This window comes from Ruegeria sp. SCP11, assembly GCF_040329455.1.
Classification (GTDB): Bacteria; Pseudomonadota; Alphaproteobacteria; order Rhodobacterales; family Rhodobacteraceae; genus Ruegeria; species Ruegeria atlantica_E.
In genome coordinates this window covers 54,046-67,090 of the sequence record NZ_JBDZYG010000018.1, presented here as the reverse complement: position 1 = coordinate 67,090, position 13,045 = coordinate 54,046, and the positions used below count along the sequence as shown (strand labels likewise).

The following is a 13,045-nucleotide window of genomic DNA, read 5'->3' as shown; positions in this document are numbered from 1 at the left end:
CTTCCAGAAACAGCTACCCCGCGACTTCAGCAAATTGGCGAAACCCAGAAGCACAGACCAAATCGAATTGTCGTTTTCGGATCATGTTCACAGCTTCGAAGCTGTTTAGAACCGTCGACGCGGATACAATTGACTTGAATCCGCACATTTGCCGGACAGGCCCTTTGATGAACTGGTGATCTTGCTTGGAGTCCCACTTGACGAAAGCTGCTAGGACAGAGAAGCGATCAAACCCGTAGCTTCGCCTATTATCTGCCGGGCGCCTAGACAGACGGAGCGCAATCCACGCCAGAAAAAGAGAACGAAAGTCTTTCAGGGTATGCCCTGCGTGTGAAATAAGCGCAAGAGATCCGGAAATTATTCCTCCTATCATTTCTACGAAAATGAACAAGCCAGTGAGACCCGCAACCAAGGCGATTTTCTTCTCATCTTCGGACAGGCAGGAATGTGCATTCCTGCTGTGTTTGTGTGTGCTCATCAGCAGTCACCGGTTCTGTTATGGTCTAAGCCGCAGGGGAGAGACGCCGAAAACGCACCGTGGCAGTGCTCCTGTCAAAATTTCCATTGGAAATTTACAAATCCACTAACGGTGTAATCATTTTCGGCGAGCTCACTTTGCGCTTCGAAGCTCAGCGACATATTGTCAGACACATCGAAATCCATCCCGATCGCCAGCAGACCAATAATGTCGGGGGGGTCATATTTGTGCTCGGCCACGTGGTCTCCAGACAACTCGTTGAGACTGGCTGGAACTGTGACATCGTTATCCGTAACTGCTATGGAGACCCCGGTGTTCAAATAAATGATACCCGGGCGACCCGAAATGTTGAGCTCCTTGCCAATCTCGATTTGAGGCCGCAATGCTACTTCGGTTTCACTAAATCCATCGACTGACCAATTCAAAACACCATCGCCGGTTTCCTCGATTTCATCCTGCAAGGTATGAACCATATTCAGCCCAAGGCCTGGCCGCAGATAGTATCCGGAACCATTGTATAGGTAGGTCGCGCGCAACTCGGCTGACACATAGTTTCCTTTAATGTCGCCATTAGCCTGATAATCTTCACCTAAAGCGGTATAGTATCTTTCATTATCAAGGGTATAGTGCCCAAGCGTAGCCGATGCCGACAAGGTAACAGGCCCGATTTCTTTTTTGAGAGCAGCGCCAGCAGAGAACCGATAACCTTCTTGGTTGAAGACCCCTGCAGATGAGTAGCTCAGGTCGTCTACTTGCCCCATCACCTCAAGGAACAGGCCATTGTCGATCTGACGCTGGACCCCGAATGACATGCTGCGCGAACGTTCGTCGAACGGCACGGAACTGGCAGTGTTTTCAAAACTGCCGAACGTTCCTCCGATTGTGAACCACGAACATTCCTGTTCCTGTAGGAAAGTTGCCCGGTCAGCAGAAGATAGATTCAAACAGCTGTGCAGAGAGTCATGCATCCGGTACGCTGCAAAACGTGAGTGAGCGAATGCGATGCCGCCCTCCTCGATCACATGCGGCTCAGCCAAAGCATCCAAGGCTTCTCCGTCCGGTGCGTTCAATAGTTGCAGGAACAATTCGTTCAGCGCGAGTTTGGCTTTTTCTTCATCGGATAGAGTCCCGTCACCGGCACTGTCAGACGACGAGGATGAGACCAGTTTCGCTGCGGCAATTTCGGACGAACTAGTATCGCTGGCCGAAACCAAGGACGTGTCATCGTCGGTCAGAACATCCGACGAATAGTTGACCAACACCATAGTGTTAGTGCTTCCGCCTGAGGATGTTCCGGTCAAATCCACTGAGTAGCTCAGTTCAACAACGTCAACACCGTCGTATTCCACACCATCAATGGTAACGCTGTCCGCATCGTCGAGGCTGGAGATATCGTAATCCACCAAGACAGTGTCAGACACATCAGCCGTGAAATTGGACAGGCTGTCGGTGACCAGAATATAGACCGATCCACTATCACCGTCCGACACCGCGGTTTCACCCGCAACATTCACTTCAACAGTGCCAGCGAAACTCGACACGGAACTGGTCGCATAAATCACGTCCGAACTTTCGTCCCCCGACGACGTGCCCATATCCAAGTCTATTATCGTGGTAGATCCGGCTCCGATATAAACATCACCGCCGGAAAAAGTTGTCGTCAGGATATTGCCGGTATCACCCGGCGACAACGTACCGATGTTGAAGAACGAACCAGCTTCATCGTCACCGCCGAACACGACCGTTGTACCACTATTGAACACGCCGCCAGACAGATTTTCAAAGTTATGCGCGTAGTCTCCACCATCGTACAGGTAGACTGATCCCGTTATTGTCCCGTAGTTCTTGATCGTTGTGGTGTTGTTGCCTGAAACCGTGCCATAGCTGTCGTAACTGTCATCCGTCACATCTGAGTAGATAGCATACACGTCATCCGAGTTGTCTTCGTACAGCCCCAACTGTTCAATTGTGCCGTAATTCGTCAGTGTATTGTTGAACCCGTCCAAAATCGTCACAGTGTGCCACCCGTCTGACGCGGTCGAAACGGTTGCTGTGTCGGCAATCGAAATGTCTACGGCTCCACCTGAGTCATACCCAGTGGATACCCCGATGATACCACGCCCTGACGTGCCAGACGAAATGACATCGCCGTAAACACTGATTTCTACGTTGCCGGACTCGTACTCTCCATCACCATCATAAGTGTAATAAGAGGTTGCGTCCGTAGTGTCGTCGTCAGTCAGATAGGCGCCACTGCTCGATTGAGCGATGATCCCTACCGCATACTCACCCGAAACACTGATGTCGCCCGTACTGGTGACTGTCACATCTCCACCGTCACCTTCCGAGCCATTGCTGCCAGAGAAAGAATAGGACACGTCAGAGGTCGAAGCTGCAGCCCCACCGCCGCCACCGACTGACTGAGCCCAGATTGCATGCCCATAAGCGCCAGTGGTTGTTATGTCGCCAACACTGTATACATCGACCGAGCCGCCATCGCCGCCATTGCCCGCATCTTCAGTGAATGAAAACCCGATCTGCATCGTCGTTCCCAAATCGAAGGTAGCAAAAGCGCCTTCGGTGTCGCCCCCGGCACCACCGCCGCCGCCAACCGATTGAGCGAAAACTCCCATGGCTCCTTCGCCAGACGTCGTGATTGAGCCGCTGTTGGTCACGCTGACGTCACCACCGTGACCTCCGGCGCCACCTTCGCCGCCAATCGTGAGTTTAGTGGTGATCTTGCCATTGCCGTCGCCGCCCGTACCGCCGCCACCGCCAACGGACTGTGCATAGATCGCAGTAGCGCTATCGCCTGTCGTGGTTATGTTCCCAGAGTTGCTGATCGTGACAGTATCGCCATCGCCGGACGCGCCGGCATCACCACCGATATCAAGTGTCCAATTGGTTACAAGGCTCAGCGGATCTGTCACTAGGGAATAGATCGAATAAGCGCTGATCAGGTCGGTCGCCACGACATAGGCTGTGTTAAGCGAGTCTTCGTCCTCAACCCAGGACGCTTCTTGTGAACCGGCTTCGCCACCGGTGCCACCTCCCCCGCCAACTGATTGCGCAAAGATGCCATAGGCGACATCCCCTTCGATTGTAATCTCGCCGGAATTTTCAATATCGACGGTCGAGCCGTCACCACTTGCACCACCATCGCCACCAAGAGCCAGCCCAAACTTAATTGAGAAACTATCCAGCGTTGTTGAACCGGCAGAATAAGCTACTGCCGTTGCGCTGGCGGCGCCGCCGTCGCCACCGCCGCCACCGACGGATTGCGCATAGATGCCATCTGATGACTCCTCATAAGCCGTGATGGAGCCACTATTGGTCAGGCTAACAGCACCGGCATCATTGCCGGAGCCTCCAGATCCACCGACAGAGATGGCTGCCGCCAATGCAAAAGATCCGTCAGTTCCATTGGTTACATCCAGAACACTGGTGATCGAATCTCCCGATGCTCCGCCATCACCGCCGATACTCTGCAAATACACTCCGGTCGATCCCGTGCCCAAGACTGCGATATCGCCAGAGTTTTCCACTTCGACAGCGCCACCGATTGCACCATCACCACCGCCGCCGCCAATGGTCACGCCAGCAGTCAGGTCGAGATCGATTGTCTGTGGAACCACTGCAACATAGGCGCTACTGCCGGTCCCCCCGTCGCCACCGATGCTCTGCGCAAATACACCATGAGAATAAGTCGCATCGGTCTGAATGGATCCCGAATTCAGGACATAGACATCACCTCCGGTGCTCCCGCTGCCACCGCCGCCACCCAAGGCAAACGAAACATCAACACTTGAAATGGCGTAACTAATATTTCCTTCATAGATTGATCCCGCAGAGCCACCGGATCCTCCAACGCTTTGCGCGAAAACTGCATGCGCACCGTAAGCGCCAGTTGAGATAGTCCCGTAATTATAAACGCTCACTGCGCCGCCAGTGCCGCCGTCACCACCGTCGCTGCCTACGCCAACAGTGAGGTCGGCAGAATCTCCATCTGAAATCGAGCCAATTTCAATGCCGAAACTGTAGATAGAACTGGAACTGCCACCACTGCCGCCCAGGCTCTGTGCGTAAATGCCGACTGAGTTGTAACCATCTGTTTCAATTCCGCCAGTGTTGGTTACTGAAACAGTTCCACCGGTTCCTCCGTCACCGCCGCCACCGCCTACACTGATTGCAACAGCTGCAGAAGAGACGCCCGAAGTCGTAAAAGTGGTCGATGCGCTGCCACCGTCGCCCCCGGCGCTGGTGGCGTAAATACCGCCGGCATTGTGCTTTGCCACCAAAATGTCGCCGGAATTATCAACTGTGACCGTGCCGCCCGAACCACCGTCACCCCCAGCCCCGCCGACATTTACTTCAACGTCAGCAACTGATGCTCCTGAAACCGCCGCGGAAAGGCCGGCCTTTCCACCGCCACCGCCTCGGCTTTCCGCGTAGATACCAAATGCGCCGTCGTCTCTGGTGCTGATATCGCCAGAATTGGTCACCTCGACCATACCGGCAACATCGCCGTCCTCACCTGTTCCGGCAATAGTGACGTTAACGCTGTCGACAATAGACAAAGCACTGCCACTGATAGTGGTCGCCGCGTTTCCACCGCTGCCGCCGAGGCTCTGAGCAAAAATACCATCGGCGTTTGCCCCGGTGGTGGTCAGGGCGCCCTCGCTTACAACTGTAACGTCGCCACCGTCGCCGCCGGACCCTCCATCACCGCCAAGCGCAACCGAAACAGAACTTACCGAAAGGGAACTGACCGCCCAGACCTGTCCGGCATTGCCGCCTCCGCCACCGACACTTTGCGCGTAAACAGCGGTGGCGTTGTCTCCGTTGGTGGTGATGTCATCATAAATAGACACGTCGACAGTGTCACCGTCACCGCCATCGCCTCCAGTGCTCCCAACGGAAATGTCCAACGAGGTCAGGGAAACCGAGGAAACACTATAAAGGCTGCTGGACGTGCCACCGCCGCCACCAACGCTTTGTGCAAAAACACCAACAGAGTTTTCGCCGTCTGTTGCGATCGACCCGTTGGTTGAAACTGAAACTTGCCCTCCGTCGCCGCCGGTACCACCGTCACCACCAACATTGTATTCGATGGTCGTCAATGTAACGCCCGCGGATACCTCGACTATATCGCCTGCCGAGCCGCCACCGCCGCCGTAGCTTTGTGCCATAATGCCGTAAGCATTATCGCCAGCAGTGGTTATGTCGGCCAAAGTGTCCAAAGATACCGCGCCTCCATCGCCACCTGCGCTGGCATCGTCCGAAGACCCCACAGTTACTGAGGTCAAAAAGCCAATCGTATAGCTTCGCGTATCGGCAGAACTACCGCCGCCACCGCCGCCGCTTTGCGCCGAAATGCCGTTCGAGAAATCCCCAGCGGTTTCGATCTCGTAAGTTTCAGTGGCGGATTCAACAAACGATACATCGGCCCCATCTCCGCCATCACCACCTTGGGAACCAACCACAAGCTCGACGAGAAACCCGACTTCATACGACGAGGAGCTTTTACCTCCGCCCCCACCGATGCTTTGCAACTCGATGCCGTCGGAATCGTAGCCGTCGGTTTCGATCTCACCGCCGATATGGGTGAATGTCACTTCACCGCTGTCACCGCCGTCCCCACCGTTGCCACCGATACTTTGCAGCGATCCACTGGAAGAGTGGCCCTTGCCGCCACCGCCGCCAATACTTTGCGCCAGTATGCCTTCGGAATAGTCACCTTCCGTGGTGATATCCGCAGCACTGACGATGATCACTTCACCGCCATCCCCACCGTCGCCACCAGTGCCACCGATTGTGTCTATCCCGGTGGCGCCGCCGCCGTTGCCACCGCCACCTCCAACACTGATGGCGAGGATGCCGGCAGAGTAACTTCCTCCGGTATAGATAGAGACGTCGTCCGTGGCATTGTCACCCACAGTTACTGTCACCGTACTACCATCACCAGCGGCACTGCCGTCGCCGCCAACAGCCAGGATGTCATTGGCCGATCCGCCCTTGCCGCCACCACCGCCGACACTTTGTGCCTCTATCCCCAGAGAGTAGCTGCCATATGTTTCCAGACTCGTTCCATCCAACAGGGTGACGCTGACGTCGCCTGCGTCACCCGCGCTTTCTGTTGACGCACCCCATGAAGACAGGCCGGATTCGACGTCTCCGGCATTCCCCGCGAATCCGCCGACAGATTGCGCCAAAATGGCAGAGGACGTTGTGCTCGCATCGCTAGAGCTGCTGCTGCTTGTGCTTTCACCGTCTCCATATGTTGTGATCGCACCACTGAAGGTTACGTCCACGTCACCACTGGGATTTGCGGCCAGACTTGAGCCGCCACTCCCCAGGTTGAGCGCTGAATCCGCATCACCACCGTCACCGCCTGCTCCGCCGTATGAGCGAGCCAATATGCCAATGGAATCTGTGCCTTCCGTGTTGATATCTGCGTTCTCGACGTAGACAGTCACGTTGCCGCTGGCACCACCGGCACCACCATCACCACCATAGGAGAGCACAACCGCGTCCTCGGAATCACCACCGTCGCCTCCATTGCCCGCAACACTGGAGGCCTCAATCCCCTGACTGTTCGCGCCGGTGGTGGTCAGGATCAACGTCGCACCGTCCGATACCTGAACCGTGACGTCTCCGGCTTGACCACCAGATCCGGCATTCCCGCCTGCGCCGGACTCGCCGCCTCGGGCTTTACCGCCATCCCCGCCATCGCCACCACTACTGACGGCAAAAATCCCGTCTGTGTCATCGCCGGTGATCTCAAAAGAGAGTGTCGCGTCATCGCCAATCGTCAGGCTCGCGTCCGCGCCGTCGCCGCCGTTGCCACCTGAACCACCAGACGCATCGGTCAATCCATAAGACCGGCCATCACCGCCATCCCCGCCGCTGCCGCCAGTCGCGTAGACGTAGAGACCACCACCGCTAACCTCACCATAGGTCAGCCCGCCAGAAATGGTCAGGGATTGAGCTCCGCCGACAGTGCCACCGTCACCACCGTCGCCGCCATCACCAGACGATGTAACGCTGGTGCGATCTTTACCCGAGTGACCATCACCCCCTTCTCCAACTACCGCCAGAGCCGGAACATCGGCACCGCTGATCAGCTCGATCTCGGTATCATCACCTTCGTAGGTTACACCCAATGCGTCGACGGACGTCCCATCATCGCCGTGATCATCTCCATCTTCGCCGACATTATCGACGTAGAAAAAGTAGGTACCTTCACCAACAGAGTCATTAATATCGGAAAACTCGACAGTGCTGGTTCCAAAGGTGGAGTCATCAATTTCGTCAATTACGACATCCAGCTCGATGACGCCATCAAAGCAATCCCATTGCGTCGTTATTGTAGTATCGACACCGCAGATATAGTCCGCAGAGACCGGGCCCGTCAGAGCAACCAAAGCTACGGCAGGCCCAAGGCCATACCCCCAAGAGAATGAAATGTGCTGCATCCGGACGCCCTTATTTTTCTAGCTGCGTTTCGCAGTTGTTTGTTGTTCGGTGTTTCAAGGTTTTGGAAACCATTGGGGCCACGCACCTGAGCGATAGGCGCATAGCCAGAAGGCCCCGTAAAATATCAAGTAATTACAATACCCAATGAGAACTCAGCCCTTCAGATTTCTTATCCCACACGAGTTTTAAGTGAATCGCCTGTTGTCGGGTTAGTGGTGGCTCGTTCAACTGCCTTTCGACTGGAACGCTAACCAGGCATCGGCAAATCCAGTAAGGTCAAGCGCGACGGCCAGCCTCTGGTTACGGAGATCCGTGAAGAGAATTTGAGCTTCTTCTGCCGTCGAGACTTGCCTCAAGAGAGTTTCGTCAACATCGGCCTGTGAAATGCAGCTCGTGGGCAAGCATCGGACATAGGTAAGTTCGAGTACCGACTCCGGTTCGGCATCCTCCCCGTCTCCTGAGATGAGGCTCAGCTCGACGGCATCACGTAGAAGAACCTCGGAGGGCACGGCGATTATCAACGGTTGCCCTGCTACGTCCTTTGCTGTTCCAACAACCACGTCTACAGTGCGTCGCTGGTCCGGCTGGTTCGTTCGCAAGTTAACAGAAGTTCTCAGTTCGCAACGCTGTTCCGAGGCCCCGGCAGCTTGCGCTTCCACATCGCGACTTTCGGCTCGGCAGTTCACCTCCCAAACCCCGTATTGTTCGGTTACCAATGAGGGTTGCGGAGCACCCTCGGCTGCCACAAGTCCCGGCCAGATTACCGAAGCCAAAAGAACTAAGCTAAAAACGAGACGTTTCATTAGGTTGCCTTGTGCTTGGGTTTCGTTAACAGATTGATTTCGTTGTCCGGGTTTCAAAGATCCAACTGGTGGTCGCTGACGAAGACGATGAAGGTTTAAGTCTGCACCTAAATCTGCCTCGTTCACGCCAGTTTGCCAGCACGGCCGCAAGTCGATGCGCCGCCCCGTCTCGTACCTAAGCGTAAAGATACCTGTGTCCAAAGATCCCCATCGTTCGCAATCTGCTTTGAGTTCATCAACAAAATCCGAAAGAGACCTTTCGTCTCCCAGATGGTTTAGCATGTCCCTCATGTACACGATTGAATCATAGCGCTTAGAGGCGAATTCGGACGGAAGCGGTGGCATTTGGTGTTCTTCTTTGTGTGAAGGCCATAAGCAGGCCAGAGATCAGGATGATGACAATACCGGCCCAAGCCAGCGGGTTGGTCGCCGTGTTCCACAGAAGGGATGCCCAGAGGCAGGCGAATATCAGGAACGAATATTCGAAAACCGCAACAACTGCGGGGGAGCCGATACGGTAAGCTTGGGCAATCAAAGTCACCGCGACGACGGCACCAAAAGCCTGGAACACTGTCAGCACCAGAAACCGCCCGCTCGGTTCAACCCATGGTAAGGAAATAAATTCTTCACCCGGCCACAGAGTTACGGCGCCCAGCATGACCACACCTGCAATTCCAATGGACAGAAAGATGCCAATTGCAAGCGTGATCGGGTTTTCATCCGCACACCAATGCCGCGTCAGCATCATTCCCAAGCCATAAAATAACCCCGCAGCCAACGGCATGAGGGACAATGTCGTGAAGTTTCGGAATTCCGGCTGCAACAGCATCAGCGCTCCGACGAAACCCAGCACCACAGCGACAATACCTATCGCTCCCAACCGTTGGCGAAACAGAAAGACCGTCAATAGCGCCACCCAAAGAGGTGCGCTGAACAGCCCCGCGCCCGCCTGTGCCACAGGCAGGTTGCCCAGCGAGGCGAAGTAGATCAACAACCCAACAGACACGATGAGGCTGCGACCAATCAGTCCCTTGTGATTAACCGGGCGCAGAGGTCGCCCCATCATCCGGCTAGCCACCAACAACATCGGCAGTGCAAACATCGTACGGAACACCTGAAACTGCCAAAGCCCCGCTTCTTCCGCCACCGACGCAACAAAGTTGTCTATGAAGCTCAGAATGGCCGAGGCAGCGAGCGCAAAACCCGCTGCCGTGATGTTCTGCTGACTAGGCATGGCTTTGCGCTTGAGCCTCCATCGCGGCCAGAACCGCGTCGATGGGTTGGATCGCGCCATGTTGGAGATACTCCATGGCCTTGAGTGATGCCTGATGCGCCTCAAGGCTCGATCCTGCAACGCAATCTTCAATCACGCGACAAAAGTAATCGCCTTGATGCCCATCAACGAAGGTGTAGTGCACGCAAACATCGGTCAAACCTCCGGTCAGAAGAAGGGTTTCCGCCTTTAATCCGCGCAGCAAGATTTCCAGGTCGGTGCCGTAGAACGCCGAGTAGCGGCGTTTCTGGATTCTGTAGTCGTCCGGCAGGATGCCCAGCTCGTCTACCGCAAGATCGGTTAGCGGGTTGTTGTCCAGGCAATGAACGTCTTCGTCGCCATCCGTTTCCCGGCCCATGTCAACAAGATCCGAGCGATGGATTTCCTGAATGAAAATCACCGGAATACCCACCTCGCGGGCCTTGTCGATTGCTACTTTGGTCCGCGCCATGCGGTCAGCGTAGTCGGGCATATGTGCGATAGCCCGCTCATCGTTCGCCATGGGCGCGAAGGTGGACTTCTGAATATCTATGACGATCAGTGCGGCACGCCCCTCGATCAAGTCGCGCTTCTTCGAGCTGGTTTCGGCCATGGGATACCCTTCCGCCCTATTGGAAGAATTGTTGTTGGTTGCGAGACATTAATCAGATCGGGACCGGGTTCTATTGAAAGTCTTCAGTTTGCCGAACTGCAAGGGACACCCGCTTCAGGAATTCGACGGTTCCATATTATTTGTGAAGGTCACTCACCATTAGCGAGTGATTGGTTTTGGGGGGGTGCCGAAAATAAGGCAATACGGTCTCCTGTCGACTCTCGTAAGTTGTCCAATGGGTAGCGAATTAGCCGTTTTCTGATAATCAGGAAAAACTGGCACTCAGCGTCTGTTTTAGCTACGCCTGCGACATGAACTCTTCACTCCGACATCTAAACGCACTGCGGGCCTTTGAGGCAGCGGCGCGACATCAAAGTATATCCAAGGCCGCAGATGAACTAAACGTCAGCCATTCCGTAGTCAGTCAACACGTGAAAACACTGGAAGATTGGTTTGGCGCTGAATTGTTTGTTCGCTCAGGCAATAGTATCACGCTCAGCGAAAGCGGTCGGGCCTTGCTGCCCCGCGTTTCTAGCGGGATGCAAACCCTTAAGGATGCCTGTAGTGATCTTCTGCGCACCACCCAAAAAGACACGCTGATCGTTAGCGCAGAGCCGGCCTTGGCCTCACAATGGCTCAGAAAGCGGGTCACCGAATTTTGCGAAAAATATCCCAAGATCAACGTGGACTTGCGCCCTGCGTGGCAACCGCCCAGACTGGGCGACGGTCACGCTGATTTAGTCATTCATTTCGAGACGCGGTTGCCAACGACCGGGGCACGAATCCACCGCCTGTTTCCAATTGATGGGTACCCGGCCTGCGCTCCACGTGTTCGTGACCAATTGATTGGGGAAGAAGGTTGTGTGAATTGGAATGAAGTGCCGCTCATCCATGATAACGGCCATGAAATTTGGCATCAATGGTATCTTACACATGAACCCGGTAGTAATCGTTGGCAGCAGGGACGCCTCTATTCTGACTTATCCCTAGCCATTGACGCCGCGTTGGATGGCGAGGGTATCATTTTGGCCGATGACTTCTTATGTGAAAAAGAGATGCTTAAAGGCACTCTTGTTCAAATGGACCCGCGTAAGATCAGATGTGTTTGGTACTCAGTCGCAATGCCAAAAAGAGCAACGAGAAAACCTGCCGCAAAAACCTTTTCAGAGTGGCTGCGGCTTTGTTGCGTAAATCACGTCGGAGATTAACTGTTTGCATCCAGAGAGATAGCTGGACGAAAAAAGTAGTTGGCACCCTTCGAACTACATGACCAAGAACTGACCTTCGTATAACACCGCGTTGAAGCAGCGCGGATTGCTGTCGATTTCGTCTGACCCTGAGATGGTCTGGGGACCGCTGGCAAGCGTGGGCGTCAGCAATTGCTGCGTAGGCAAAAGCTGGCAAAGCTACGCATTTTTGACCTGGAGCAACTGGTTTTTCCGCAACCGAATTGCGGAATGTGTATCAAACCGGATATCCCGACTGGGTCTAAAACATCCAAGTCGTTGCGTTTGGGACCTATTGTGAAGCACCGGTCGATTTCATAGAAACAGAATGTTTGACTTGGGTTGCCTTATGATGCCGATCGTCCCCTTGTTTCTGGTCTAACTATGACGGTTGGGTCAAGTTTGTGCGACGTTCAACAGGCAGCCTTTCAATGAGTTCATACTGAATCCTATTCGAACTCTATTTGACGGGAACAAACGTCGGATCCCACATTCTCATCAATCCAGAAAAAAGTTTGCAACACTGCCATTCGGAATTGGTTCCGTGTCCCAGCTCGTCGTCGTTCAGCCTTAACAATCCGATGTCACCACCTCGTGGCTTTTGCCGCCTGGAATGCCGCTATTGGATTCGCTTGAATCCTGAGAATTGGCATTCCTAGGCGGCCAGGAAGTTGACGTAGCAAAAACGGTTCGAGCTTAGAACTTATAGGTGAGCCGAAGGAAACCACCATAAGTTTCACTATGTTCTGAAAAGGCGGCCTCAGCGAGCATCGAAATGTTGAAGTCCTCGCTCATCTCAATATCCAACCCTCCGCTCAGCGTCCCGAAGTTGCGATCAGATTGGAACAGATATGTTTGCTGCGGAGCGACCGCCCCGATGGCACTGAACCGGTTCTGAAGGTGTAGACGCCCCCGCTGGCCTCGGTGTGCCATTGTGGGTTTGCAAACAACCTGAATGGAGGCGTCTACACCTTCAGAACCCTCTGGTCATTTCAAAAGTTAGCGACGCATCCCCTCAGGTTTTCGGATGTTTGCCGAGATCGCAGGATAACTGCGTCCAGCACGACGCCGACACTGGTTTTCATAATATTTTGCGACACAACCACACAACCTCATTAATGCAAAATTGGAATACCATCAGGTGGATTATTGACAAGCAAAGCAGCGTCGACCCTAATTTATCTACTTTAGGTTGTT

General features: G+C 54.4%; 7 protein-coding genes. 1 reads left to right on the top strand and 6 read right to left on the bottom strand.

Annotated elements, in window-relative coordinates:
* Positions 1 to 13: 13 nt before the first annotated feature.
* The 5 genes from ABLN94_RS21670 to ABLN94_RS21650 all read right to left on the bottom strand — a co-directional run bounded on the left by ABLN94_RS21670 (position 14) and on the right by ABLN94_RS21650 (position 10,622).
* Complete coding sequence (locus ABLN94_RS21670) at positions 14 to 478, bottom strand: cation transporter (protein WP_352996348.1); 465 nt, start codon at positions 476 to 478, stop codon at positions 14 to 16.
* Positions 479 to 552: 74 nt separating this feature from the next.
* Positions 553 to 7,953, bottom strand: coding sequence for an autotransporter outer membrane beta-barrel domain-containing protein (locus ABLN94_RS21665; protein ID WP_352996346.1), 7,401 nt, complete (start codon positions 7,951 to 7,953; stop codon positions 553 to 555).
* Positions 7,954 to 8,178: 225 nt separating this feature from the next.
* Entirely contained in the window at positions 8,179 to 9,102 is a 924-nt protein-coding gene (locus tag ABLN94_RS21660; RefSeq protein WP_352996344.1) for an invasion associated locus B family protein, read from the bottom strand.
* On the bottom strand, positions 9,071 to 9,991 hold the full coding sequence (locus tag ABLN94_RS21655; protein ID WP_352996343.1) for a DMT family transporter: 921 nt from the start codon (positions 9,989 to 9,991) through the stop codon (positions 9,071 to 9,073). The genes ABLN94_RS21660 and ABLN94_RS21655 overlap by 32 nt, the downstream gene beginning before the upstream one ends.
* On the bottom strand, positions 9,984 to 10,622 hold the full coding sequence (locus ABLN94_RS21650; protein ID WP_352996341.1) for a cysteine hydrolase family protein: 639 nt from the start codon (positions 10,620 to 10,622) through the stop codon (positions 9,984 to 9,986). Before ABLN94_RS21650 ends, ABLN94_RS21655 begins: the two co-directional genes overlap by 8 nt.
* 311 nt (positions 10,623 to 10,933) lie before the next feature.
* On the opposite strand from ABLN94_RS21650, the gene ABLN94_RS21645 reads away from it, so the two are divergent.
* The gene (locus ABLN94_RS21645; RefSeq protein WP_352996339.1) at positions 10,934 to 11,830 is read left to right on the top strand and encodes a LysR family transcriptional regulator; all 897 of its coding nucleotides are present in this window, start codon (positions 10,934 to 10,936) and stop codon (positions 11,828 to 11,830) included.
* A 714-nt stretch (positions 11,831 to 12,544) separates the two neighbouring features.
* On the opposite strand, the gene ABLN94_RS21640 is transcribed toward ABLN94_RS21645, so the two are convergent.
* Positions 12,545 to 12,781, bottom strand: a complete 237-nt coding sequence (locus ABLN94_RS21640) for a hypothetical protein (protein ID WP_352996337.1) — start codon at positions 12,779 to 12,781, stop codon at positions 12,545 to 12,547.
* Between the last annotated feature and the right edge of the window lie 264 nt (positions 12,782 to 13,045).

What these genes read in the sequence shown, in the direction of transcription:
- ABLN94_RS21670 (WP_352996348.1), bottom strand. Translation starts at nt 478, where the DNA reads ATGAGCACACACAAACACAGCAGGAATGCACATTCCTGCCTGTCCGAA.
- ABLN94_RS21665 (WP_352996346.1), bottom strand. Translation starts at nt 7,953, where the DNA reads ATGCAGCACATTTCATTCTCTTGGGGGTATGGCCTTGGGCCTGCCGTA.
- ABLN94_RS21660 (WP_352996344.1), bottom strand. Translation starts at nt 9,102, where the DNA reads ATGCCACCGCTTCCGTCCGAATTCGCCTCTAAGCGCTATGATTCAATC.
- ABLN94_RS21655 (WP_352996343.1), bottom strand. Translation starts at nt 9,991, where the DNA reads ATGCCTAGTCAGCAGAACATCACGGCAGCGGGTTTTGCGCTCGCTGCC.
- ABLN94_RS21650 (WP_352996341.1), bottom strand. Translation starts at nt 10,622, where the DNA reads ATGGCCGAAACCAGCTCGAAGAAGCGCGACTTGATCGAGGGGCGTGCC.
- ABLN94_RS21645 (WP_352996339.1), top strand. Translation starts at nt 10,934, where the DNA reads ATGAACTCTTCACTCCGACATCTAAACGCACTGCGGGCCTTTGAGGCA.
- ABLN94_RS21640 (WP_352996337.1), bottom strand. Translation starts at nt 12,781, where the DNA reads ATGGCACACCGAGGCCAGCGGGGGCGTCTACACCTTCAGAACCGGTTC.